General features: G+C 57.6%; 20 protein-coding genes and 2 pseudogenes. 10 read left to right on the plus strand and 12 right to left on the minus strand.

The window, feature by feature from the left end; translation table 11 throughout:
- A pseudogene (locus ACI7MX_RS22240) lies at positions 1-481 on the minus strand (hypothetical protein); the annotation flags it as partial.
- Between the two features lie 848 nt (positions 482-1,329).
- On the opposite strand from ACI7MX_RS22240, the gene crcB (ACI7MX_RS22245) reads away from it, so the two are divergent.
- Entirely contained in the window at positions 1,330-1,710 is a 381-nt protein-coding gene (gene crcB, locus ACI7MX_RS22245) for a fluoride efflux transporter CrcB (RefSeq protein WP_314483424.1), read from the plus strand.
- Between the two features lie 16 nt (positions 1,711-1,726).
- On the plus strand, positions 1,727-2,131 hold the full coding sequence (gene crcB / locus ACI7MX_RS22250) for a fluoride efflux transporter CrcB (protein WP_314483426.1): 405 nt from the start codon (positions 1,727-1,729) through the stop codon (positions 2,129-2,131).
- A 61-nt stretch (positions 2,132-2,192) separates the two neighbouring features.
- Here crcB (ACI7MX_RS22250) and kch read toward each other — a convergent pair whose 3' ends face one another.
- The 11 genes and pseudogenes from kch to ACI7MX_RS22305 all read right to left on the minus strand — a co-directional run bounded on the left by kch (position 2,193) and on the right by ACI7MX_RS22305 (position 13,015).
- Positions 2,193-3,368: a voltage-gated potassium channel protein gene (gene kch / locus ACI7MX_RS22255; RefSeq protein WP_314483429.1), complete on the minus strand. Its 1,176-nt coding sequence runs from the start codon at positions 3,366-3,368 to the stop codon at positions 2,193-2,195.
- Positions 3,369-3,443: 75 nt separating this feature from the next.
- The gene (locus ACI7MX_RS22260) at positions 3,444-4,505 is read right to left on the minus strand and encodes a HoxN/HupN/NixA family nickel/cobalt transporter (RefSeq protein WP_405589513.1); all 1,062 of its coding nucleotides are present in this window, start codon (positions 4,503-4,505) and stop codon (positions 3,444-3,446) included.
- Between the two features lie 28 nt (positions 4,506-4,533).
- The gene (gene yut, locus ACI7MX_RS22265) at positions 4,534-5,526 is read right to left on the minus strand and encodes an urea transporter (protein ID WP_405589516.1); all 993 of its coding nucleotides are present in this window, start codon (positions 5,524-5,526) and stop codon (positions 4,534-4,536) included.
- 165 nt (positions 5,527-5,691) lie between these two features.
- On the minus strand, positions 5,692-6,657 hold the full coding sequence (locus tag ACI7MX_RS22270; protein WP_405589519.1) for an urease accessory protein UreD: 966 nt from the start codon (positions 6,655-6,657) through the stop codon (positions 5,692-5,694).
- Complete coding sequence (gene ureG, locus ACI7MX_RS22275; protein ID WP_122784425.1) at positions 6,654-7,301, minus strand: urease accessory protein UreG; 648 nt, start codon at positions 7,299-7,301, stop codon at positions 6,654-6,656. Before ureG ends, ACI7MX_RS22270 begins: the two co-directional genes overlap by 4 nt.
- A 67-nt stretch (positions 7,302-7,368) precedes the next feature.
- Positions 7,369-8,055 carry an urease accessory protein UreF gene (locus ACI7MX_RS22280; protein ID WP_314483437.1) on the minus strand — a complete coding sequence of 229 codons (687 nt, stop codon included), beginning with the start codon at positions 8,053-8,055 and terminating at the stop codon, positions 7,369-7,371.
- 20 nt (positions 8,056-8,075) lie between these two features.
- Entirely contained in the window at positions 8,076-8,756 is a 681-nt protein-coding gene (gene ureE / locus ACI7MX_RS22285) for an urease accessory protein UreE (protein ID WP_405589523.1), read from the minus strand.
- Positions 8,757-8,837: 81 nt separating this feature from the next.
- The gene (locus tag ACI7MX_RS22290) at positions 8,838-10,556 is read right to left on the minus strand and encodes an urease subunit alpha (protein WP_314483439.1); all 1,719 of its coding nucleotides are present in this window, start codon (positions 10,554-10,556) and stop codon (positions 8,838-8,840) included.
- 179 nt (positions 10,557-10,735) lie between these two features.
- A pseudogene (locus ACI7MX_RS22295) lies at positions 10,736-11,014 on the minus strand (urease subunit beta); the annotation flags it as partial.
- Between the two features lie 193 nt (positions 11,015-11,207).
- Entirely contained in the window at positions 11,208-11,510 is a 303-nt protein-coding gene (locus tag ACI7MX_RS22300; protein ID WP_122784420.1) for an urease subunit gamma, read from the minus strand.
- Positions 11,511-11,914: 404 nt separating this feature from the next.
- A complete protein-coding gene (locus ACI7MX_RS22305) occupies positions 11,915-13,015 on the minus strand; it encodes an FUSC family protein (RefSeq protein WP_405589527.1) in 1,101 nt (366 codons plus the stop codon).
- Between the two features lie 364 nt (positions 13,016-13,379).
- Here ACI7MX_RS22305 and ACI7MX_RS22310 point away from each other — a divergent pair, with 364 nt between their 5' ends.
- The 8 genes from ACI7MX_RS22310 to ACI7MX_RS22345 all read left to right on the plus strand — a co-directional run bounded on the left by ACI7MX_RS22310 (position 13,380) and on the right by ACI7MX_RS22345 (position 24,133).
- Positions 13,380-14,288 (plus strand): LysR family transcriptional regulator, encoded by a 909-nt coding sequence (locus ACI7MX_RS22310; protein WP_405589529.1) that lies wholly within the window; start codon positions 13,380-13,382, stop codon positions 14,286-14,288.
- A gap of 221 nt (positions 14,289-14,509) precedes the next feature.
- The gene (locus ACI7MX_RS22315) at positions 14,510-16,048 is read left to right on the plus strand and encodes an MFS transporter (protein WP_314483443.1); all 1,539 of its coding nucleotides are present in this window, start codon (positions 14,510-14,512) and stop codon (positions 16,046-16,048) included.
- Positions 16,045-17,109 (plus strand): HlyD family secretion protein, encoded by a 1,065-nt coding sequence (locus ACI7MX_RS22320; protein ID WP_314483444.1) that lies wholly within the window; start codon positions 16,045-16,047, stop codon positions 17,107-17,109. Before ACI7MX_RS22315 ends, ACI7MX_RS22320 begins: the two co-directional genes overlap by 4 nt.
- Entirely contained in the window at positions 17,106-18,536 is a 1,431-nt protein-coding gene (locus ACI7MX_RS22325; protein ID WP_314483445.1) for an efflux transporter outer membrane subunit, read from the plus strand. The genes ACI7MX_RS22320 and ACI7MX_RS22325 overlap by 4 nt, the downstream gene beginning before the upstream one ends.
- A 157-nt stretch (positions 18,537-18,693) precedes the next feature.
- A complete protein-coding gene (locus ACI7MX_RS22330) occupies positions 18,694-20,013 on the plus strand; it encodes an MFS transporter (RefSeq protein WP_405589532.1) in 1,320 nt (439 codons plus the stop codon).
- 64 nt (positions 20,014-20,077) lie between these two features.
- Positions 20,078-20,572: a sigma-70 family RNA polymerase sigma factor gene (locus ACI7MX_RS22335; protein WP_405589535.1), complete on the plus strand. Its 495-nt coding sequence runs from the start codon at positions 20,078-20,080 to the stop codon at positions 20,570-20,572.
- A gap of 23 nt (positions 20,573-20,595) precedes the next feature.
- Positions 20,596-21,570 carry a FecR family protein gene (locus tag ACI7MX_RS22340; protein ID WP_405589538.1) on the plus strand — a complete coding sequence of 325 codons (975 nt, stop codon included), beginning with the start codon at positions 20,596-20,598 and terminating at the stop codon, positions 21,568-21,570.
- Positions 21,571-21,787: 217 nt separating this feature from the next.
- Positions 21,788-24,133, plus strand: coding sequence for a TonB-dependent siderophore receptor (locus ACI7MX_RS22345; RefSeq protein ID WP_405589766.1), 2,346 nt, complete (start codon positions 21,788-21,790; stop codon positions 24,131-24,133).
- Positions 24,134-24,268 lie beyond the last annotated feature (135 nt).

Raw genomic sequence — 24,268 nt, forward strand, 5'->3', positions numbered from 1 at the left:
GCCAACCGATTTTTTGCAGATTTTGGGTGCGGCGTTTATCCAGGCGAAACACTTCGTTGTCGGCGGCGCTGCCGTTCATGATCCCCGAGCCCAAGGCGGTTCCGCCTGAGCCCCCGAGGCCGATGCCGGGCAGGGTTTTTTCAACGAAGTCGGCCAGCACATTACGCCACACCAGCACCCGCACAGTGAGGCCTTGCTTGCCTTTGGCCGCCAGTAAGTCTCCGACTCGCAAGCCTCCGGGGCGTTTGAGGCGCATGGCCGGGTCAAAGCCCCAGGTGATGATGTCGACACTGTGCCGGGCGTTCTCGATGGCGTTATGAACCGCGCCAAAGGCAGCTTGGCCGTTGACCAGCGGCTCGGTCAGCACTCCGGCGCGGGGCGGGTAATAGGAGGTGTTGGCGAACCAGTCCATCGTCAGGTTGATGGGCTCGTTGGAGTTTGGATCGATCCGGAACGATTCGGGGGGGTAGGGATAGCTCATGTGCCCGGCTCCTCGTTGGCGAAGGGCTGTGCAGGCGATTGTTCGAGCGGGGATGTAGCTTTCGGAATGAATGGAAGCCGGGACAATGAGCGAGGCATAGAGATTCCTTGCGCGAGGGAGGTCTGAATCGGGTCAGAACTCAGTAGGTCGCGAAGGTAACAACCACAGATGCACGCTGGATGTAGGACACCTCTGGTGATTCAAAGGCCAAGAGCGGGAATTGCGTAGGATTAATCGAGTATTGGATGGGGTTATTGAGTGATTGGCGATGGATGTATGACGTCAGCGCTACCGATCGCAGACTTCGTTCCTCAACAGCGGCTACATGAGCAAGAGCGTAAGCGAGCTTTTGATTTGGCCTTTGATCTTGATCTGCCGCACCTTCGGGAGGCCGAGCTCGCCTAGGCTGGCTCGGCACCACCATGACAGCACCTGCGTCCAGCCATCCTGTGATGGGCCTCAGTGTCGTCCCCACTGTTTCAGTGGCGGCAGTGAGAGAGTTAAACACTCAAAATTAAAAGCTGGTTTTCCCTCATTTGAATTCGGGATATTTCGTAAGTGTTTGCCAATTGCGGGGCCATCTGGGCGACGCCTAAAGTCATCGCTCGCTTTAGAGTGACCAGGTTTGGTGACCTTGAAGACATTTAGAATCGCCACCGTTGCAATGATTCTGCTGCGTGATGGCTGCGACTTGCTGGATGTATTGGGATGGCGCTTGCGCCCCGAGTAAACGAGCGCTGCGCACTCGGACGTCGCCTGCGGCAACTGCTACGGGTAGTGAGCGCTCGCAGGTGCTGTTTTTCAACTAGAGTTCCCCTCACTCATCCACAGACACGAGAGGGATATTCATGACTGCACTGGACGTTTTTTGGGTCGGATTGGGAGGCGGCCTCGGCTCGCTGTTGCGCTGGTGGATCGGCCTGCGCGTCGGGCAGTTTTATAAGGGGCCATTTCCGCTGGGGACCTTTTTGATCAACGTCAGCGGGGCCTTTGTCATCGGCTATTTGAGCATTCTGTTCACGGTCGATTGGCGCGACCGCTACGGCGATTTAATGAACGCCGCCGTGCTCACCGGCATCCTCGGCGGATACACCACGTTTAGCAGCATGCAACTGGATGCCGCCAAACTGGCCAAGGCCAAAGACCGCGCATGGGCTGCCGGTTATTTGATTATCTCGGTTCTGGTCGGTCTGGCCGCCGCCGCATTCGGCGCCTGGCTGGCGCGCTGACTCTGGAGTTCTCGTTATGTTGAATATGATCATTCTGATCTTCGTCGGCGGCGCGTTTGGCGCCATGTGCCGAGAGTTTGTGATGCTGTCAGTGCCGCGTCTGGCCGATGGCTTTCCCATGGATATTTTCGTCGCCAATATCGTCGCTGCCTTTTTGCTGGGCATCGCCACTTCGCTGTTCAAGAGCAATCGCATCAATCAATACGTGCACGTGATGGTCGGCACCGGGATCATGGGCGGCTTGTCGACGTTCTCAAGCTTTGTGTTTGGCGCCGTGGAAATGATGAAAGACCCGGGCAGTGTGTTTGTTTCAATCTGCTATCTGGTCATCAGTCTGGTGATCGGTTTTGCCGCCGTCGAACTGGGCTTGATGGCGGGGGCGAAGGTGTCGCCTTTACCCGACACGGATGCTTCGCACTGAGATAACCCGCACAAAAAAAAACCTCGATAATCGAGGGTTTTTTTATGCCGCCGCGAAGGCTTCAGGCGAGTGAAGTGCGTTTGCCAAAGAACATTTCGGTGATCAGGTCGTTGTTGATTTGATCACCCTGCAGGGTTCGCACCAGCAGTTCACTGCCCAGCAAAGGCAACGAAAGCACCATGGTCGGGTTGACGCGTTTGACCTTGGGCATGTTGCGGGTTTCGTTGACCAGGGCAATCACTTGAGTATCGTCGCCAGCCACTTCTTTGGCCGCCAGAATGGTGAAGACGTTTTCGGCATCGCTGTCACCCAGGGTCACGATGTACTTGGCATCCGCCGCACCGGCCATTTTGAGGGTGGAGGCTGCCGATGGGTCCCCCTCGATAACGTCGGCGTGCTCCGGCAGGTCATGCTGGCTGCCGGGCGCTGCTACGACGGTGACGTGCTCACCGCGGTCAGTCAGGCCTTTGTAGACGTTTTGGGCCAGTGAACCAACGCCGACCAGGATGTAGTGATTTTTACGGGACATGTGAGTAATCCTGCCTTTAACGATTCGTTGGATGTTGTTGCTGATCAGTGGGCCGGCGATGGACGCCACCGAGATCGCGAAGATGGTGATGCCCAGAACAATCACGGTAAGGGTGAAGAAGCGGGCGTCGGTGGTGTGCGGCACGATGTCACCGAAGCCGACGGTCGACATCACCACAATGGCGAAGTAGAACGCTGAGGGCAGGTCCGTCACCTCAGGCGCGAACTGGTCGCCTATATACAGGGTGCCAAGGGTGCTGTAGACGATCAGCGAGGCGATGCTGACGATCGCAAAAAAGCTGCCGGTCGCCAGGCTGTAGTGGTCGAATCTGCGCCAATACCAGGCCAGCACGGCAATGGTGAAGATCGATAAAAAAGTCACGCCATCGGGCTTTTTCAGGATGAAAAAATCCAGGCACACGGTGGCAATCAATAGCAGCAGGGCGAAGAACCAAGCGATCCGCGATTTGATTAGAAGCCCGAGCGACATCAGAACCAGCACGAACCCCACGACAAAGCCCGGGATTTCGAGCAAGGCCAGAAAACTGAGCGCTTCTTTCCAGGTACTGAAATTGCCCCCGGCGGCGTTGGAGTGAGCGACGCCACGCTGCAACACGGGGAGGAAGAGGAGGAAGCCGTTGAGTGCCACCAAAAAGGCGACCCCGTAGGCAAACGAAAATCGCGTTTTTACGTCCTGTATTAAAGTCATAGTTCCTACGACGCGTCTGTGAAAGGGTGAGGGGAGTGTAGGTCAGCTTTTATGGCCTGCCACTGAAAGGTCAGATCACGCAGCATTGGCGGGCAACCGGTCGTAGCCGCGCAGGTAGTAATTGGCCGCTGATACCAGCCAGCACAGCACAAACAGGGCAATGATCCAGTAACCGATTTCACCGAAGTTTTCGGTGATGGCATTGATTGGTGTCCAGACGCCGCCGGTGAGTTGAAGTTTTTCTGCGATCAGTCCCAACGCTTCGATGCCACCAATAAACAACGCCACGACTACCGAGGCGGCGGTGATGGTGATGTTGTAGTAGAGCTTGCGGATCGGTTTGGAGAATGCCCAGCCGTAAGCGCCGATCATGACAAAGTTGTCCAGTGAGTCGATCAGCGCCATGCCCACGGCAAACAGCACTGGGAACACCATGATCGACCACAGGCTGATGCCGTGTGAGGCGCTGGTGGCGCTGATGCCCAGCAAACCGATTTCGGTGGCCGTGTCAAAACCCAAGCCGAACAGAAAGCCGACCGGGTACATGTGCCAGCTTTTATTCACCAGGTTGAACAGTCGGCCAAAGATGCGCGCCATCAAGCCACCTTTGTTGGTCGTCAGCATGTCCAGTTCTTCGGGGGCCAGTGTCTGCCCCGCTTTGACCTGTTTGAACTTCTTGTACACCGAGATCAGGATCACCAGGTTGAGCAGGCCAAACAGCAGCAGGAACACGGACGAAACCAGCGTGCCGATCAGGCCGCCGGTTTCGTGGAACCACTCCATGTCATCCTTGAAGGCCATGGCTGTGGCAGCAATCGCAAAGGAAGCCAGCACGACGATGGTGGAATGCCCCAGCGAGAACCAGGTGCCCACGGCAATCGGTTTTTTACCCTGTTGCATGAGCTTTCGGGTCACGTTGTCGATGGCCGCGATATGGTCCGCATCCACGGCATGACGCAAGCCAAAGCTGTAGGCCAGCAGGGCGGTGCCCATCAATACCGGATTGCTGCCGAACTCAATAAAGGCCCAGGCCCAGGCGAGCACGTTGGCGGCTACCAGGCCGATCAACAAGTAGATGGCCCGGCGTGTCGTGCTGGTAGGCTCGGCTGTGGCGGTTAACTGAGCGATGGCTGTCATGACGTGATTCCTGCAAATGTCGCAAATGTTATTGGCGGTGGGCTGGCATCACGTCTTTGTTCGGCACCAGGAACAGCCAGGAGGCGAGCACAAAGGGCATGGTCAGGGTCGGAATGCCAGCAGGCGTCAACACGGTATTCATGGCGCCCTGCACAAATACAGTGAAAATGACGCCGACGATTGTATAAATCAGCACGCGCCAACTCGGCGTGTTGAAGGTCGAGCCCAGAGCAATCGCGGTGAGCACGGCGCTGAAGGCGTACATGCCGTTGTTGATGCTGGCTTGGTCGGCACCCAGCACCATCGCTGTGAGTACCGCCAGAATGGTGCCGCAGATGGCGAAAACAGCGGCCCACAACGATTCCACGGCCAGGCCAATCAGAAACAGCACGCTGGCGATCACGCTGCTGATCAGAAAGACTTCAGAGATGCCAAAGAGGGTGCTGTGCACAAATTGCGAGGCTGTATACGCCAGTTCGCTGTCCTGTACCAACGGATGAGCCAGTGCCGGTGTTGGCAGTGCGCTGCCATCCAGACCGGTGAAGGCATAGCTGGCCAGCAACATGGCCCAGGTCACCAGCACAAAGGGGGCGGTGAGGGCGGCGACTTTCCAGGTTTTGAGGATGTCGGCAATGCAGATCATGACGATAACCGAAACGATGCTGCCTAAAATGATGCACAGCCACAGCATCGGCGTGGGGGCCAGAAACGTCGGCAGCGCAGCGCCAACCAGACAGCCGTTGTAGCCGTAAAGTCCGGACTTCCAGGATGCGCGGTCCTTGAGGTGCATGCCGAACAGGGTGGCGACGACGGTGCCCAGTAAACAGCCGAAGGCCATCGCCGGGTTGCCTTCGCCAAAGCCGCCGACAAAGATCGCGGCAAAGAAAAACAGGCCCGTCAGCGGGTTGTTCTGGAACATGACCTGAGCACACCCGCGCAACGTCACATCGATAAACTCAATGACGGCGTTTTGGTTGGTCAGTTGTGACCACTTTGAGGTTGAGGCTGAAGCAGCGTCCATGGTGATTTCCTCTTGATTTGACGTAACCCTGCGGTGCGTGGGGGCATAGCTGCGGTCTTGAAGGTTTCTGCGCAGTGATTCAATGACTTCTGCATAGAAGGTTTACGAGGGCTGCGCCCTCGCTCGCAGCCTCGTAAAACTCGTCAGCGACTACGTCGATGTTCTCTAGCGCCACAAAAATTGCGGCTGTAACGTGCGCCCGAGTATCTCTTCGCGAGCCACTTTCCAGAACTCGCGGATTTGCGCTTTGACTTCGCCACTGTCATTGCCCAGCACTTTGAAAATCAGCCCGCATTGGTTCGGCAAGCGAGTAACGCCACTGGCCAGACCGGCTTGCATGTCAAACAGCGCCGGCACGCGTTCGACAATGCGGTCGTGATGTTCTTGAGGGGTGAGCAGCACCACGTTGCCGAACACGTCGAAGGTTTGCATGACGCCAATGGCATCCAGGCTTTCATGCTTGGGTTCCAGTACGTATTTCTCGACAAACAGCTCCTTGCCTTCAAGGTTTTCGGCCCTGACCCGCGAGGAATAAACGTCAAAGCCAAAGCGCTCATCGACATGGTGATGCTTGCGCCCCGACATCAGGACTTCGCAGTAAATCGCCGTCGCGGTGGGGTGGATCTTGATCTGCGTGTCGGTGATAAACCGTGAGTCACGGTGCGGGATGAGCGGGTCAGGCATAAATTCCAGATAGCCGTTTTCCTCAACCCGAAAGTGCTGGATCTGCGAGGCATAGTTGGCATTCATCGAATGCACTTTGGTCGCTGACTGGGTAGTGACATGCCCGCAGGCGCCCGGCCCCACGTTAACGTCGGTGGCCAGACGATCACCTTGCAGGATGCAGCCCGAGGTGGAAATCATGGTGACGCAGGGCAGCTCGGGCATTTCCTCGTCCCAATACAACGCCCTTTGTACCAATGACGGCACGCGCCGCTCCATGTCGGTCAGTTCGCTGCGATGGCCGCGTTTTTCGAAGCCAAGGCGCAAGTAACCACTTTTACCGACCGCGCCACTTTCCATCTGTGGCGGTTCGTTCTGATAGTTGGCAAGCTCTGGCGCTTCATTCCCCAAGGCGTGAGCGCGAATCCGTGAAGGCGTATTCACGATGTTCTGGCTCTGCGCATTCATGCAGTGACCTCGCTCTTGGCCGCCGGTTTTTGCGCGAACAGGAACATGTGCTCAATCATGTCCACCAGTTCCTCGATGCCCTGACCGGTTTTGCAGTTGGTGAGGATATAAGGGCGGTTGCCGCGCACCACTTTGGTGTCGCTTTCCATCACGTCCAGGCTGGCACCGACGTAAGGGGCGAGGTCGATTTTGTTGATCACCAAGATGTCGGCCTGCACCAGTCCCGGGCCATTTTTGCGCGGGATTTTCTCGCCTTCGGCGACATCGATCACGTACACGTAAAAGTCGGCCAGCGCCGGGCTGAAGGTCAGCGTCAGGTTATCGCCGCCGCTTTCAATCATGATCAGGTCGCTGTCAGGGAATTTCTCTTCCATTTCCTCGACCGCCGCAATATTCATGCTCGGGTCTTCACGCACGGCAGTGTGCGGGCAGGCACCCGTTTCCACACCGAGAATCTTGTCTTCGTCGAGAATGCCTTTAAGGGTACGTTTGACCTGTTTGGCGTCTTCAGTGGTAACGATGTCGTTAGTGATGATCAGCGGCTTGTAGCCACGCTTGATGAGGATCGGTGTGATCACTTCGATGATCGCGGTTTTGCCTGAACCAACCGGGCCGCCAATACCAATACGGGTAATCTTTTTCACAGGACGTTCCTTAACAAAAATGGAAGCTGATTGAGCGTTGACAGGGGTCAACGCGGGTCATCGGGTGTCAGTTCATAAACAGTCGTACATGGGCTTTGACGTGAACGGCGGCCAGCACATCGACAATCGGCACATAGGAAGCCATCTGCTCGATGTCACCGATTTCGGCAATGTCGCAGAACGCTTCGATGTCGTGATTCAGTTCAAAGAGGATGTGCTGGGTGTCCAGGTGAGTGACCCGCATCAAGCGCATGGCGGCGCTCAGAATGGTCATGGCCACGCCGTACTGATGCATGACCGCGACTTCGCGGGCGCCAATGCCTTGGGTCGCCATCACCACAGCCTGCGTCACGGGGTAGGTGCCCGCCGCATTGCCCGCCTTGATTTGTTCCAGCCACCAGCGCACCAGCGGGGTCTCGACCACATGGATCGACATTTCCGCCAGTTTTTTGCCCATACGCGTGGCCATCACGCGGCTTTCTTCGTTGAGCTTTCGATTATTCACGGCCCAGTCAGCCCGTAAAATACCCTCGCGGTCACCGGCTACGGCAGCTCGGTGCGCGGCGACGACGGCCATGCCATCGCAACTGGCGGCCTGTTTCAGTGCGGTGAGCACAAAGCCTTTGAGGGTGGCCACGTCGTGCACGATGCCGGTTTGAACCGCGGATTCAACACCGTTGGAAAACGAGAACGCCCCCACCGGCAATACCGAGTCGCCAAACTGCATGATACGGATGAGATCTGCTGCCTTCATGGTCGCGCCTTATGCCGGAGTCAGTGCTTATGGTCGTGATGCGTGTGGCCGTGATCGTGGCCATGGCTGTGACTAATGCCGTCACCGTGGCTGTGCAGGCCCTCGATTTTCAAGGCCGCCGCGTCGAGCTTGTCTTGCGGGCTGGCCACGTGAACATGGGTGTCTGTTTCTTCGGCACCGCCAAACAGCAGGCGCGCTTCGGAGGTGGTGAGGTTAGGCAGGATTTGCGCGCCGCCGACAAAAGCGTAGGGCAAATGTTCGAAGCCGTGAGTGCGCATCACCGAGTCCATCATTTTGGTTTCAACGGTCAGCGGGATGTACACCTCGTTGTTCTTGGTGACGGCTTTCCAGTGTTGATTGCCCAGCGCGTGACCCAGTTCGAAGCAGGTCTTGATCAGGACGTCCACTGGCTGCTGTTTGAGTTCCTTGAGGTCAATGACCATCACGTCACGCAGGTTCAGTTGCACGACCACCGCGGTGCGGGTGGCGTCGTCCCATAGCAGCACATCGCCGTCGGCCAGCACGACGTTGCGTTCCAGAGAGATGCCCAGATCCCGGCCACCTTGACTGGTACGCCGGCAACGGCTTTTTTGCGCTTCACGTTGGTCCAGCACCAGCAGGTCGACGGTGGCGCCTTCGAGCTTGTGTTGCCAGGCCGGGTCTTTCTTGGCGTTACCCAGAATGTGTTCAATCAAAATCACGTTGCAAACTCCTTCCTTGATCATGTGCCAGGATCGCCCGACGCAGCAGGCAGTTGCCTGCGTCGGGCTCCCGTTCAGGCGTTAGCCAAAGAAATAACGCTGGTTCATCGTAGCGATGTCGATCGGTTTGCACGTGGCGTGCACACCATCCACTTTCACTTCGAAGGTCTCTGGGTTGACTTCGATTTTCGGCGTCTGGTCATTACGCACCAGGTCTTTTTTGGAGATGGTGCGGCAGTTGCGCACCGCCATGACCTGACGGTCCAGGCCGGATTTTTCCTTGACCCCGTTGTCGAGTGCAGCCTGGGACACGAAGGTCACGCAGGTGTCTTGCATGGTTTTGCCGAAGGCACCGAACATTGGACGGTAGTAGACCGGCTGCGGCGTTGGCAGGGAGGCGTTCGGGTCACCCATTGCGGCCCAGTTGATCATCCCGCCCTTGATTACCAACTTCGGTTTGGCACCGAAGAAACGCGGGTCCCAGAGCACCAGGTCGGCCATTTTGCCGACTTCGACCGAGCCCAATACGTGGCTCACGCCTTGAGCGATAGCCGGGTTAAGGGTGATTTTGGCGACGTAGCGCAGTACCCGGAAGTTGTCGTTGTCGCCGCTGTCTTCCGGCAGTTTGCCGCGTGACACTTTCATTGCATGGGCGGTTTGAATCACCCGCAGCCAGTTTTCACCGACACGGCCCATCGCCTGGGAATCGCTGGAGAACATGGAGATCACGCCCATGTCTTGCAGCACGTTTTCGGCGGCGATGGTTTCTGGTCGCACCCGGCTTTCGGCAAAGGAAACGTCAGCCGGCACGTTCGGGTTGAGGTTGTGACAGACCATGATCATGTCGAACAACTCGGCCTGGCTGTTGACGCCGTAAGGCAGCGTCGGGTTGGTGGAGCTGGGCAGCACGTTGGGCTGGCTCGCCACCTTGATGATGTCAGGGGCGTGGCCGCCACCGGCACCTTCGGTATGGAACGTGTGAATGGTGCGGCCTTCAAAGGCGTCGATGGTGTCTTCGACATAACCACATTCGTTCAAGCTGTCGGTGTGAACCGAGACTTGAATATCAAACTCGTCAGCGGTACGCAGCGAGTGACGCAGGGCGTTGGAGGTTGCGCCCCAGTCCTCGTGAACCTTGAGACCGGCCACACCGGCGATGATTTGTTCGGCCAGCGGGTTGCGGCTGAACGAGTTGCCTTTGCCCAGAATACCGACGTTGATCGGCAAGCCTTCTATCGAACGCAACATCTTGTCGATGTTCCAAGGCCCGGCGGTCACGGTGGTGCCGTTGGAGCCGTCAGTCGGGCCGATGCCGCCGCCAAAGAAGGTGGTCACGCCATTGGACAGCGCGTGGTAGGCCTGCTGCGGCGAGATCAAGTGAATATGGGTGTCGATCCCGGCGGCGGTGAGGATCAAGTGTTCCCCGGAGATGGCATCGGTGCTGACGCCCACCACCATCCCGGTGGTAACACCGCTCATGGTGCCGGGGTTGCCGCTCTTGCCGATACCGGCAATTTTGCCATCGCGAATGCCCACGTCCGCTTTGATGACCCCTTGAATCGGGTCGATGATGGTGACGTTGGTGATCACCAGATCGAGCACACCGTTATCGCGGGTCAAGTGGTTGTTGGCGCCCATACCGTCACGTAGCGATTTACCGCCCCCGTAGACAGACTCTTCGCCATAACCGCGCAGGTCCTTTTCGATTTCGACAAACAGGTTGGTGTCGCCCAGGCGAACTTTATCGCCCACGGTCGGCCCAAATAGTCCTGCGTATTCTTTGCGTGAAATAGTTGGCATCGGTGGCTCCTTTGCTAATGCCTCGTGCACGTCAATCAATCGACGGCGCGTGTACACAGTCTGCGAATGGGTTACTTGCCTGACGGAGTGTTGAACTTGAAACCGCGTTCCACTGCGCGCTGAATCGCTTCCAGTTTCTCCGGGCGTTCTTTGCCGCTGACGCTGCTTTGTGGCGCCCAGCCGTCCACCAGATTGTTGAAGCCGTAAAGGGTTTGCTTGCCGCCGTAAGCCACCAGCGACACTTCAATTTCATCGCCCGGCTCAAAACGGATGGCGGTGGTGGCGGTGATGTTCAGGCGTTTGCCATAAGCCTGGGCACGGTCAAACGCAAGCGCGCGGTTGGCTTCGAAAAAGTGGAAGTGCGAGCCGACCTGAATCGGGCGGTCACCGGTGTTGCGCACTTTGACTTTGATTGAGGGGCGGTCTTCGTTGAAGGTAATCGGTGAGCTGGCGTAGATGGTGCCGCCCAGGGGCACGTTGGCTTCATCCCCTGGCTGGACACCGCCGGGGTTTTTGGCGTGGGGGATGTGGTGGTTTGGGTGAGTGTCCTGATGCGGGCTGGCGTTCTTTTCGGGTGCAGCGGGTTTTTTGGTGCTCATGACTGATTCCTCAAAACGGTGCTCTTTGCGTTAATCGGTTTCAATGCAGGCGCTATTTGATCGGGTCATGGACCGTGACCAGGCGGCTGCCATCGGTGAAAATCGCTTCAACCTGAACGTTGGGTACCAAGTCCCACACGCCGTCCATTACGTCGTTCTTGGTCAGCACCTTGCTGGCTTCATTCATCACATCTTCAACTGACTTGCCGTCCCGCGCGCCTTCCAGAGCGGTCACGGTGATAATCGAAACAGCCTCTGGGTAGTTCAACTTCAAGCCGCGAGCCTTTCGTTTGAACGCCACGTCCGACAAGGTGTAAATCATCAGTTTGTCGATTTCTCTCGGGGTGAGCTGCATAAGCCCTCCTATCTACAGTGCGGTGAACATTAAAGAACTGAAGCGCCGGATTTGGCCGGACTGCGCGCGTGCGAAAGCCTGCACATGTGGATCACATGCACAGGGTTTGGATCTGGGTGTGTCGCTTTATTCACGGGTTTCAAAGTCATGATGCTCAACCGTATAAATCCATTAAGACGGGCGCGATCAGAGCCTAGACGAGAATTGCCAACAGGCCTGGAAGTGACCAGCAGAGGAAGTGGTGGGGTTGACTTGACCGCAATGATCTTTGATGTTGATAAATCTTTTAAAAAACAATCAGTTATAGATTTATAGAGCGATTGCTTTGCTTGCTTGAGTGTCCTTATTTAAGGAAAAATTTATATTTTAAGTGCGATATGTCATCTAAATACGTAAGAAAAATCTTATTTATCAGTGGGCTGCTGGTTGTTTTTGAACAAATGGTGGTGCCCTTTTTGGTAAAGCGCGGCATGCAGTTGATCGTTCAGTTCGGTTAATTGCCGGAGCATTTCCAGGGCGAGCCATATGTAGGCATAGAAAGGCGGTTCGTAGACTTTGTCCTTGAGGCTTTCGAATACCAAGGTATGTAAATCCTGCGATTTTTGACGTAACTCGCCGCTGATCTGGTTGTCTGAAATGCCATTCACCAACTTGTTTTGCAGCGATACCAGTGCTTGCGGAATAAGACGGTGCAGGTCGTTGAGTGCCTGTTCACTTTCAATGAGCTTATGGTTTTCACTGGAGGACCAGTAGGCGTCAATCATCAGGGACATGGTCGCCAGCAGGTTGCGGTGCAAGGTTTGCAAAGACTCGAACACCGAGGCCTTCAGGTTGGTTTCGTTGCTGGCCGGGGTGATGTAATTGCGCAACTTGAGTACGGCGTCCAGTTCATTTTTGAGCTGGTCGTCCAACGCCGGTCGCTCCAGGACTCGGGGCGAAAAATAGCCTTCGTACAAGTGGTGGATCTTGTCGAGGCTTTGGCTGAACTTGATGCGTAAATCGGTGTAGGCCCGTTGCGGATAAATAGAGGTATAGAGCATGGCCAGTAATGAACCTGCCAGCACATACACACTGCGGGTGATCGCTGACTCCATGTCATTGGGCGGGGCGCAACTGACCACCGCCAAGGTTGCGCCGATCAGCAGAGCCATATAGGGGTGCTTGCCGAGGGTCAGGTAGCCGGCGATAAACATCATGACCCCGCACCACAACAGCATCAGCGGATAGGAATGAATTTCCAGATACAACGCCACCAACCCGGACAACGCCCCGAGCACGGTGCCGCCGGTGCGTTGCAGCGCCCGTGAGAAGACGTTGCCCCAATAGGGTTGCGGCCCCATGACGATCAGCATGGTGATCAACGCATAAGACGCGCCATCGAGCTTGAAAAAACGAATGGCCAGAAAGGTAATCAGAAACGCCAGGCTGATACGGGTGGCATGAATCCAGCGGTAGTGCTCACACACCAGTTGTTCGAGTTTTGAAATCTTTTTCCCGAGCTGCATACTGACCTCAAACGCGAATGTGGTTTGGGCAGGGAGCGTAGTTCAGGCGCGGGCACCCCACCACACAACAACATGGCGTTGGCGGGTAGAGGGTAGAATGATTTCGTAAACTGATGCCGAGTGGCCGGGATGGGGAAGGGGTTGAAGGGGGGAGTAAAAAAGACCATTACCTTCATGGGGATCCGGTAATGGTCAAAAATCTCAACCAAAGAGAGCGTCAGGCATCAACCTGACGAGGGGCAATGTATCAACCTTTCACTTAGCTAGCTACCTAAGCAGCGGCGATACAGTTTTACATGATGCGCAATAATGGTGCATACCGCGCGTCTGGCCTCTTATAGCGTTAAACGCTACCCTTCGGGCCATGCATATACCTGACTTGAATCTACTGGTTGCCTTGAATGTCCTGCTGGAAGAGGGGTCGGTGGTGGGCGCTGCCCGACGCATGAACCTCAGCGCGCCGGCCATGAGCCGCACGTTGACGCGCATTCGTGAAGCCTTGAATGATCCCATTCTGGTGCGTTCCGGGCGTGGCCTGGTGCCCACACCGCGGGCTCTTGAGTTGCGCGAGCAAGTGCGCGGCGTGGTCGAGTTGGCTCACGGCGTGTTCACCCAAAGTCAGCACAGTGATTTGAGCCTGCTGGAGCGCACGTTCAGCATCCGCGCCAATGACGTGTTTTTTGGTGTGTACGGCAGCGCATTGCGCGCACAGATGGCGCGGGAAATGCCTCAAGCTACCTTGCGCGTGGTGCCTGAAGGCTTTACCGATGACGAAGCTTTGAGCGAAGGCCGCATCGATCTGGCAATCAGCGCCAACAACACCTTCAGCTCGGACATCAAGGTCCAGCGGTTGTTTACCTGTCCCTTTGTGGGGCTGGCCCGTGAAGGCCACCCGATTTTCGATCAATTGATCACGGTGCAACGCTTTATCGATTATGACCATATCAGCGTGTCACGTCGGGGCCATGCCCGTGGGCCGATTGATACGAAGCTGGCTGAATTGGGGCTTGAGCGTCGGGTGTCATTCACCACTCCGGCGTTTTATTCGGCGATTTTTGCCTTGGCCGATGCCGATCTGATTTTGCCGTTGATGCCGCAATTGCTGCTCAAAACCCTGGAGCCTATGGGCCTGAAGCTGCGCGCGTTTGAGTTACCGATAGCGTTGCAGGCGGTGGACATTATTCAAGCCTGGCACCCGCGACTGGACAACGACCCTGCCCATCGCTGGTTGCGCCGCACCCTCAAAACGTTCTGTGATACCGCCGCTCTGTAACACTGCCGTGCCCTCTTCTGTAGCCGCTGCCGAAGGCTGCGATAAGGGCCGCAGGACCTTCGCTTTTTAAATGGGGCAGTTGCGCAGCCCATCGCAGCCTTCGGCAGCGGCTACAAAAGCGGATTGCGTCTGGCGCAATCCACAGTTAGCTATTTATCAATTTTTATAACATTGCCCGGTGATTAAACTTTCTGTCATCAAGAGTGAAGACGGAGTTGGCCATGTATGGGCTGTTTAAGGGAGCGGGCGTTTCAGTGCCCGCGCCACCCATCAGTACGGCCTTTGGCCTGCGGATTTTTACCGGGCTGGTGGGGGTGTTGCTGGCCGTACTGGTCTCGGGGTTCAACGAAAACGTGACCAAGGTGGCAATGCCCGATATTCGAGGGGCAATGGGCCTCAGTGTGGATCAGGGTACTTGGCTGTTGGCGGTCTATTCCGCCACGTCGATCAGCGCAATGGCTTTTTCACCCTGGTGCGCCGCCACATTCTCTATTCGACGATTCACTTTATGCGCCATTGCAGCCTTTATGCTGCTGGGCATCCTTTGTCCCTTGGCCCCGAACGTCAAGGTGCTGATGCTGCTGCGCACCCTTCAAGGCTTTGCGGCCGGTGCATTGCCGCCCATGTTGATGTCGGTAGCGTTACGTTTTTTGCCGCCCGGCATTCGTTTGTACGGGTTGGGCAGTTACGCGCTAACCGCGACCTTTGGCCCCAGTTTTGGCACGCCGCTGGCGGCCTGGTGGGTGGACTACGGCGGTTGGCAGTGGGCGTTCTGGCAGATTATCCCGTTCAGTCTACTGGCTATGGCATGCGTGGCCTGGGGCTTGCCGCAAGACCCGCTGCGGCTCGAACGTTTCAAACAATTCGATTGGCGCGGGCTGCTGTTGGGTTTGCCCGGTTTGATCCTGCTGGTGCTGGGGCTGGAACTCGGTCAATGGCAGAACTGGTTTGCGTCGCCGATGATTCGCGTTTTTATCGTCGGCGGGCTGGCGTTGCTGGTGCTGTTTTTCATCAATGAGTGGTCGCACCCGCTGCCGTTTTTCAAACTCCAGTTGTTGAAAATCCGCAATTTGGCGCACGCCTTGCTGACTTTGGGCGGCGTGCTGTTTGTGCTGATGGCGGTGATCAAGATTCCGTCCGCTTATCTGGCACAGATTCAGGGCTATCGCCCGCAGGAAACCGCGCCGCTGATGCTGTTGGTGGCATTGCCACAGTTGCTCGCGCTGCCGCTGGTGGTTGCGCTGTGCAACCTGCGTTGGGTCGATTGTCGCTGGGTGCTGGCCATCGGTCTGGGCTTGCTGGCGCTGGCGTGCGGTATCGGTTCGCAGGTGACTTCGGTGTGGAGTCGGGAGAATTTCTACGGCTTGCAAGCCATTCAGATCATTGCCCAGCCGATGGCGGTCATTCCTCTGTTGATGCTCGCCACTGGCAGCTTGAACCCTGCGGACGGGCCATTCGCCTCGGCCTGGTTCAATACCGTCAAAGGTTTTTCGGCAGTTGCAGCTGGCAGCGTATTGCAGGTGCTGACGCTCAATCGTGAGCACTTTCACTCAATGATGCTGGTGGATCGGGTGGGTAACACGCCGTGGATGGCCACAGCGCCCGACCTGGCGAAACGCATCCACGAGCAGGCGATGGTGTTGGCGTCTTCTGATCTCTATCTGTACATGGCCGGCCTGGCGCTTTTTTTGGTGGTGTTAATTCCTTTTGGCCCGACGCGGATTTATCCGCCGGGCTCCGTGGTTGGAGCAGTGAAATGAGTACGACAAGCGGGGTTAAGCCCTTCATTAAGCTGGGTGCAGGTGCGCTGGTGGCTGTTGTGGTGTATGCCCTGTGGCGACTGGTGTTCGCCGCCAGTGCGGTACAAAGCACCAATGACGCCTATGTAAGCGCAGATTTCACCTTGATTGCGCCCAAGGTGGCGGGTTTTATTGATGAGGTGCTGGTGCAAGACAACCAGCCGGTCAAGGCCGGGCAAGTCGTGGCGCGCATCGATCCACAGGACTTTAAAACCAATGTGCAGGCGGCTCAGGCCAGTGTGGCCACCGCGCAAGCGCAGTTGGCCAATGCGCAGGCCATGCTGGAGCGCCAGCGGTCGGTGATCGCTCAAGCCCAGGCCACGGTGGATGCCGACTTGGCGCAGGTCGAGTTCGCCGAGCATGAGTTAACGCGTTATCAGCATTTGGCCGGGCAGGGGGCTGGCACCCTGCAGAACTCCCAGCAGGCGAAAAACCGTTCGCAGATTGCCCGCGCCGAGCTGGTTCAGCACAAGGCGGCGCTTGAGGCCGCGCGACAGCAAACCAGGGTGCTGGCGGCCCAGACCAATGCGGCTCAAGCATCGGTGCAGCACGCCCAGGCGTTGCAGGCGCGTGCAGAACTGGACTTGTCATACACGCAACTGGTCGCGCCGTTTGATGGGGTGGTGGGGCGGCGCAGTGTGCGTCAGGGTGCTTATGTCAAACCGGGTGATCCGGTGCTGGCGGTGGTGCCACTGGCCAAAGCCTTTGTTGTGGCCAACTTTCTGGAACATCAATTGACCCATATGCATGCCGGGCAACGGGTTTCAATCAAGGTTGACACTTTTCCCGGCGAGACCTTGCAAGGCACGGTCGACAGCATTGCACCTGCCACCGGCGTGACGTTTGCGTCGATTGCGCCGGATAACGCGACGGGCAATTTCACCAAAGTCGTGCAGCGTATTCCGGTCAAAATCACTCTGGATCAAGGCCAGCCTTTGGCCCGTCAATTGCGTTTGGGCATGTCGGTGGATGCCGCCATCGATACCGAATCGGCGAATGGCGAGCAGGTCAGCACACGATGAAACGATCTCTTTTGGCCTGTGCTGTGGCCTGTAGCAGTGCGCTGAGTCTGAGCGGGTGTGTGCTGGGGCCGGATTTTAGCTCACCCAAGCCACACCTCCCCGAGCGCTGGGCGCCAGTGGCCAGTGAAGCGGGGCATAGCGCTACGATTGAGTCAGCGGTCGACCCGCGCTGGTGGGACCGTTTTGCCGATACGCAACTGTCAGCCTTGGTGCGCGAGGCGCTGGACAGCAGTTTTGACGTGCAACTGGCGGCCAGCCGGCTGGAGCAAAGCCGGGCGCTGCGCCGTCAAATTGCGGCCGATACAGTGCCTTCGGTAGAGGGCGATGCGGGCTACAGCCGAAGCCGCAACAGTCAGCGTGGCTTGACTGACCCCTCGGGCAACAGCGGTAAACAGGCCTTTAACCTGTGGCATGGCGGTCTGGCGATCAGTTGGGAGGCCGACCTGTGGGGGCGGGTAAAACGCTCGGTCGAGGCCGCAGATGCTTCCGTGCTCATGGCGCAAGAGGACCGTCACGGCGTGCAATTGCTGGTCATCGTGCAGACCGCACAGGATTACATTCAGTTGCGCGGCTCCCAGCAAGCGCTGGCAGTGGTGCAGCAAAATCTGGAGATCGCCCGGCGCAGTCTTGAATTGACCCGCTTGCAGGTCAAAGAGGGCGTCGCCACTGATTTAGAAGTGTCGGAGGCCGCCGCGCAGGTGTCCGAGATCGAGGCCCGCACGGCACCCTTGCAGCAACGCATTGCACAATTGATCAACGCCTTGAGTCTGTTATTGGCGCGTGAGCCTCGGGCCTTGCAGCAACAATTGAGCGTGTTGGCCGATGTGCCCGCCTATCGCGCCGATGTGCCGATCGGCTTACCCAGCGAGCTGGCGCAACGGCGCCCGGACATTCGCCGCGCCGAAGCGCAATTGCATGCGGCAACCGCGTCAGTGGGCATGGCCGAGGCGGATTTTTACCCGCGCATTACCTTGTCGGGCAACCTCGGCTTTCAGTCCCTGCAATTGTCGGATTTAGGCAGTTGGGGATCGCGCAGTTTTGCCTTTGGCCCCGGCGTGAGCGTGCCGGTCTTCGAGGGCGGACGCTTGCAAGGCGCATTGCAGCTGCAAGAAGGCCGTCAGCAAGAAGCGGGCATTACTTACCAAAAGACCGTGCTCAGTGCCTGGCATGAGGTGGATGATGCACTGGTGGCCTATCAGGCCAACCAGCGCCGCCGCGACAGCTTGCAGCAGGCGGTGATGCACAGCCAGCATGCGCTGGACAGTGTTCATCAACAATATGCACAAGGCACGGTGGACTTCTTGAACGTGCTGACCGTGCAAAACACGTTGCTGAACAACCAGGCAGCGCTGGTTGAGAGCACGGCGCAGGTGTCGTTATCGCTGGTGCAGGTGTTTGGCGCGCTGGGTGGCGGGTGGCAGGGGTAGTGTTGTGCATCTTCGTCGCCATTGCTGTTGACGCCGCAGGCAGCCTTCGGCAGCGGCTACGGATTAAAGGGTGCGATTCAGGGCTTGTGCTTGATATGCTCGGTGCCTCGACAACAAGCGCCAGCATAGGCGTGCCCTGTTCATATTGAGCCTATTTATGCCTGCTGATACTCAAGCCTCTGCCGTGCGCTTTTCCCGTTCAGATTACCGGACCCTTGGTCTGGCAGCGCTGGGCGGGGCGCTGGAGATCTACGATTTCATCATTTTCGTGTTCTTCGCCCTGACCCTCAGTCAACTGTTTTTCCCCCCCGACATGCCCGAATGGCTGCGCCTGCTGCAAAGTTTCGGGATTTTTGTGACGGGGTATTTGGCGCGTCCTTTGGGCGGGATTCTGATGGCGCACTTTGCCGACCATCTGGGCCGCAAACGGGTCTTCAGCTTGAGCATCCTGATGATGGCGCTGCCCTGTCTGTTGATCGGGATCATGCCCACTTATGCCGACATCGGTTACTTCGCCCCATTGATCCTGCTGGCGCTGCGTATCCTGCAAGGGGCAGCGGTAGGGGGCGAGGTGCCCAGTGCCTGGGTGTTTGTCGCCGAGCATGCACCCGCTGGACGTCGCGGCTACGCATTGGGCTTTTTGCAGGCCGGGCTGACGTTCGGCTATCTGATAGGCGCGTTGACCGCGACGTTGCTCGCGCAGCTGTTCACCCCGGCAGAAATCCTCGATTACGCCTGGCGTTACCCCTTCTTGCTGGGCGGCGTGTTTGGCGTGATTGGTGTGTGGCTACGCCGCTGGCTTAGCGAGACCCCGGTATTTCTGGCGTTGCGCGAGCGCCGTGAGGGTCGCGCCGAATTTCCGCTGCGCACGGTATTGCGCGAGCACCGCCGCTCATTGCTGCCCGCTGCTCTGCTGACCTGTGTATTGACCAGTGCCGTGGTGGTGTTTGTGGTCATCACCCCGACGGTGATGCAACAACGCTTTGGCATGACCGCCAGCCATACCTTTGCTTTAAGCAGTGTCGGCATTGTGTTTTTGAATATTGGCTGCGTGCTGGCCGGGCTGATCGTTGACCGTATCGGCGTCTGGCGCAGCATTGTGCTCTACAGCCTGTTGTTGCCATTGGGCATCGGTCTGCTGTACGCCAGTCTGGTCGGGCAGTGGGGCTTGCCGGGGCTGGCCTACGCATTCGCGGGCCTGACCTGCGGAATTGTCGGCGTGGTGCCGTCGGTCATGGTGGGTTTGTTCCCGGCGCCGATCCGCGTCTCGGGGATTTCGTTCACCTACAACATCGCCTACGCGTTGTGGGCGAGCACCACACCGCTGTTGCTGATTGCCTTGATGCCGTGGAGCCCGTGGGTGTGCGTGGTATTTTGCGCCGTGATGGGCATGGTCGGGGTGTGGACGGCACGCGGTTATGGCTTTGAACGGGGGCGCGAAGTGCAGAGACGATTGCTGGCCAATGTCGAGTTGTAGGAATCATTGCCCGCGAGAATAAGAAGGATTACTATTCGCGCCCTCTCTTTCTCAGTCCAGTGCGATGACTCATAAAGTGCCCCGCAGAACGGGCTTTTTTGATTACTACGATGAGTTGGTCGGCACGTGGACCCGGCGCCTGCGCAATCGCCAGCAGGCGCAGGATCTGGCGCATGACACCTTTGTACGCGTGCTCGAATCCGGCTCAGATGCCGTTGAACAGCCGCGTGCCTACCTGCATCAAACGGCCCGCAATATTGCTGTGGATGATTTTCGTCGAGCACAACTGCGCGACGCCAAAGAGCAGGCGGCTGTGGCGCCCTGTTCGTCGCAATCGGGCGATCCGGAAGTGTATATGCGCGCTGTCCAGTTGGCTGAGTCAGTCGAAAGGGCCTTGCACGAGCTACCGTTGAACTGCCGCAAGGTGTTTGTCTGGCAAAAAATAGAGGGGCTGACCCAGGCCGAGATTGCCGAGCGCCTGGGGTTGTCGAAAAACATGGTGGAAAAATACATGATCCGCACGTTGCGGCATCTGCGCGAGCGTGTGGACGCGCCGTGATGAGATCAGTTAAGGATTGCCCGATGGAGACGCCTGATTGCACGCCTGACCCTGCGAACGTGCGCGAGGCGGCTGTAACCTGGTTTGCACGTGTGCAAGGCCGGGGCTTGAGTGCCGATGAGCAGGCCGATTTTGACGCCTGGTACAGCACCCACCCCAGTCATGAGGCGGAGTACCAATGGCTCGCCACGTTGTACGGTGCTGTCGAGCTATTGCCCAAGGCCCGCCTGCAAGCGTTATGCGAAGCACCGGCGCCGAGGATCATGCGTCGCTCGGTGCTTGGCATGGCGCTGGCGGCAAGTGTGCTGGCGGTTGCGATAGGGGCCGGGGTCTGGATGCAGTTGCAGAGCTCTGCCGTTTATCACGAGCAATTCGCTACCCTGGCGGGTGAGCGCCGTACGGTTAATTTGCCCGATGGTTCAACCCTTGAGCTGGACAGCCGCAGCCGGGTCCGCGTTGACTTTGCCGACCGGCAGCGCAGGGTTGAATTACTCGAGGGCGAGGTGATGTTCAGTGTCGCCCATGACACTGATCGTCCCTTTGTGGTGCAAGCCGGGCTCGGCCAGGTAACGGTCACAGGAACACGCTTCGATGTGCGTCGAGAGGGCGAGCAAGCACGGGTGGTGGTCGAGTCGGGCCACGTGCGGGTACAAGGTCGTCATCCTGAAGAAGCTGTGAGCCTGACGGCCGGGTTGGGCACGCGGGTTGATGGGCAGGGCCTCGTGGCTGCGCCACAACCGGTGAACACTCAAGCGTTGACGGCCTGGCGCAAGGGGCAGTTGATATTCAACGACGCCAGCCTGGGCGAGGTGGCCGCTGAAGTGTCGCGCTACCGTGACCGGCCGCTGCATGTCAGCACGACTGCGTTGGCGCAACTGCGGCTGTCGAGTGTATTTAAGACCGATGACACCGATGCGCTGATCAACGCCTTGCCGCGTATTTTGCCGGTGTCGGTAAAGACCCGTGCCGATGGCAGTCAGGAAATAATTTCACGATAAGTTCAGGTTTTATTCGAGTTCTTCGTCTTCTTGATCAACTGCAACTGGTTTGCATTAACAGTCGCACTCAAGTGTGATCAAAAGGGCAAGACTCGACGTGAAAAACAATAATCCTTGTGGGCCGGTTTCAGGCCTTAACCCGCCTTCGAGCACGCTTTTTTTTGCATCGCGTTCGTGCTGGCTGCCTTTGGCGTTGGCGCTGGCTGTGAGTGCGGCGATGCCAAGCGCAGTGGCTGGCGAGCTGGCACCGAGCGCCATCCATATTCAGGCCCAGCCTTTGGGTGAGGCCTTGAGCCAGTTGGCCCAGCAGACCTCACTGCAAGTGTTTTTCAGCCCTCAGCGGGTGGCCGGTAAACAGGCGCCGGCCGTTGATGGCAGCTTGTCGCCCGAGCAGGCATTGCGCCAATTGCTGCAAGGCAGTGGCCTGAGCTATGAATTGAACGGTGACGCAGTGACGCTGGTTGGCGTGCCGGTGGTCAGCGCAACAACGCCTTCCGGGCCACTGGAGCTGGGGCCGGTGGATGTCAAAGTGGTCGGCGATTGGCTGGGTGACGCCAATGAAGCCGTCCTGCAAAACCACCCCGGTGCGCGCACCGTGGTTCGTCGCGAAGCGATGGTGGAGCAGGGCGCGATGAACGTCAGCGACGTGCTCAAGCGTATTCCCGGCGTTCAGGTGCAAGCGTCCAATGGTACGGGCGGCAGCGATATTTCTCTGAACGTGGGGGTGCGTGGCTTGACCTCGCGCCTGTCGCCTCGTTCGACCGTATTGATTGATGGCATACCGGCAGCGTTCGCCCCCTATGGCCAGCCGCAGTTGTCGATGGCACCCATCTCGGCCGGCAACCTGGACAGTATCGACGTGGTACGTGGCGCGGGTTCGGTGCGTTACGGGCCGCAAAACGTCGGCGGAGTCATCAACTTTGTGACGCGAGCGATTCCCGAAACCTTTCAGGGTGACGTCGGCACCACGCTGGAAACCTCCGAGCACGGCGGCTGGAAGCACATGGAGTCGGCCTTTCTTGGCGGCACGGCAGACAACGGTATCGGTGCTGCGCTGCTGTATTCCGGGGTCAAGGGCAATGGTTATCGCACCAGCAATAACAACAACGACATCAATGATGTGTTGCTCAAGACCCATTGGGCGCCGACGGATCAGGATGATTTCAGCCTTAACTTTCATTATTACGACGCCACCGCCGACATGCCTGGCGGTCTGACACAGAAACAGTTCGATGCCAATCCGTACCAGTCCGTGCGTGACTGGGACAACTTCACCGGGCGGCGCAAGGATGTGTCCTTCAAGTACTTGCGTCAAATTGACGACCAGACTCAGTTTGAAGTGCTGACCTATTACACCGACAGTTTCCGAGGCAGCAATATTGCTTCACGCAACCTGCAAACGCTGGGCATTTACCCGCGCTCTTATTACACCTTTGGTGTCGAACCGCGGGTCTCCCATGTGTTCACTCTGGGGCCGGTGACACAGGAAGTCGGTTTGGGTTACCGCTACCTCAAAGAGGGAATGCACGAAGAGGCCAGTCAGCTACAACTGGTCAATAACGTGCCGGTGCCCATGCCGGGTGCTGACGGGCACGTGTATCAAGACCGCACGGGTGGGACTGAAGCCAACGCGTTCTATATCGATGACAAGATTGATGTCGGTAACTGGACCGTGACGCCGGGTATTCGCTTTGAGCGCATTAGCACTAATTGGCATGATCGGCCGGTGCTGGGCAATAACGGTGTGCCGGTTACCGAGAAAAAACGCAGCATCGACAGCAATGAGGCGCTGCCGGCCTTGAGCGTGATGTATCACCTCTCTGACGAGTGGAAGCTGTTTGCCAACTATGAAACTTCATTTGGCAGCTTGCAGTATTTTCAACTGGGGCAGGGCGGCATTGGCGATCAGACGGCCGCGGGCCTGAGGCCTGAAAAAGCCAAGACCTATGAACTCGGCACGCGTTATGACAACGGTGTGTGGGGCGGTGAAGTGACGCTGTTCTACATCGACTTTGCCGATGAGTTGCAATACGTCAGCAACGATGTCGGCTGGACCAATCTTGGGGCGACCAAGCATCAGGGGCTTGAGACCTCGGTTCACTACGATTTATCGAATCTGAATGCGCGTCTTGACGGTTTGTCGGTGAACGCTGCGTTTACCTATACCAAAGCGACGTCAGAGGGCGATATTGCCAACTTCAAAGGGCGAGACTTGCCGCTGTATTCGCGTCAGGTGGTTAACCTTGGCGCGCGGTATGTGGTGAATCGCTGGACCTATAACCTGGATATGTTTGCCCAATCGCAGCAGCGTGCGCCGGGAACCGGTGGTGTGTATATCACTGATCCGACACCGGACGGCCAGTACGGGGATATTCCGGGGTATGCGACCTGGAGTACGCGGGTGGGGTATGACTTCGGACCTGAGGCGTCGAATTTGAAGGTGGGGGCGGGGATCAAGAACCTGTTCAATCAGGAGTACTACACCCGTTCCAGCGACAACAACTCCGGGCTCTATTTGGGTGAGCCGCGTACCTTCTTCGTGCAGGCGAGTGTCGGGTTTTAAGGCTGAATCAGAAGCCCCTCACCCCAACCCTCTCCCATAGGGAGAGGGAGCTGATAGGTGGCGTTGCGCATAACGGCTTTTGCTTTTAGTCTCCTCTCCCTCTGGGAGAGGGAGCTGATAGGTGGCGTTGCGCAT

The organism is Pseudomonas sp. 2024-210, assembly GCF_045062345.1.
Taxonomy (GTDB): Bacteria; Pseudomonadota; Gammaproteobacteria; order Pseudomonadales; family Pseudomonadaceae; genus Aquipseudomonas.

Bases quoted from the DNA above. Each gene is read 5' to 3' on its own strand.
- ACI7MX_RS22315 (WP_314483443.1), top strand. From the start codon at position 14,510: ATGTATGGGCTGTTTAAGGGAGCGGGCGTTTCAGTGCCCGCGCCACCC.
- ACI7MX_RS22330 (WP_405589532.1), top strand. From the start codon at position 18,694: ATGCCTGCTGATACTCAAGCCTCTGCCGTGCGCTTTTCCCGTTCAGAT.
- kch (WP_314483429.1), bottom strand. From the start codon at position 3,368: ATGACTTTAATACAGGACGTAAAAACGCGATTTTCGTTTGCCTACGGG.
- ACI7MX_RS22335 (WP_405589535.1), top strand. From the start codon at position 20,078: ATGACTCATAAAGTGCCCCGCAGAACGGGCTTTTTTGATTACTACGAT.
- ACI7MX_RS22305 (WP_405589527.1), bottom strand. From the start codon at position 13,015: ATGCAGCTCGGGAAAAAGATTTCAAAACTCGAACAACTGGTGTGTGAG.
- ACI7MX_RS22310 (WP_405589529.1), top strand. From the start codon at position 13,380: ATGCATATACCTGACTTGAATCTACTGGTTGCCTTGAATGTCCTGCTG.
- yut (WP_405589516.1), bottom strand. From the start codon at position 5,526: ATGGACGCTGCTTCAGCCTCAACCTCAAAGTGGTCACAACTGACCAAC.
- ACI7MX_RS22280 (WP_314483437.1), bottom strand. From the start codon at position 8,055: ATGAAGGCAGCAGATCTCATCCGTATCATGCAGTTTGGCGACTCGGTA.
- ACI7MX_RS22325 (WP_314483445.1), top strand. From the start codon at position 17,106: ATGAAACGATCTCTTTTGGCCTGTGCTGTGGCCTGTAGCAGTGCGCTG.
- ACI7MX_RS22300 (WP_122784420.1), bottom strand. From the start codon at position 11,510: ATGCAGCTCACCCCGAGAGAAATCGACAAACTGATGATTTACACCTTG.
- ACI7MX_RS22320 (WP_314483444.1), top strand. From the start codon at position 16,045: ATGAGTACGACAAGCGGGGTTAAGCCCTTCATTAAGCTGGGTGCAGGT.
- crcB (WP_314483424.1), top strand. From the start codon at position 1,330: ATGACTGCACTGGACGTTTTTTGGGTCGGATTGGGAGGCGGCCTCGGC.
- crcB (WP_314483426.1), top strand. From the start codon at position 1,727: ATGTTGAATATGATCATTCTGATCTTCGTCGGCGGCGCGTTTGGCGCC.
- ACI7MX_RS22340 (WP_405589538.1), top strand. From the start codon at position 20,596: ATGGAGACGCCTGATTGCACGCCTGACCCTGCGAACGTGCGCGAGGCG.
- ACI7MX_RS22260 (WP_405589513.1), bottom strand. From the start codon at position 4,505: ATGACAGCCATCGCTCAGTTAACCGCCACAGCCGAGCCTACCAGCACG.
- ACI7MX_RS22290 (WP_314483439.1), bottom strand. From the start codon at position 10,556: ATGCCAACTATTTCACGCAAAGAATACGCAGGACTATTTGGGCCGACC.
- ACI7MX_RS22345 (WP_405589766.1), top strand. From the start codon at position 21,788: ATGCCAAGCGCAGTGGCTGGCGAGCTGGCACCGAGCGCCATCCATATT.
- ACI7MX_RS22270 (WP_405589519.1), bottom strand. From the start codon at position 6,657: ATGAATGCGCAGAGCCAGAACATCGTGAATACGCCTTCACGGATTCGC.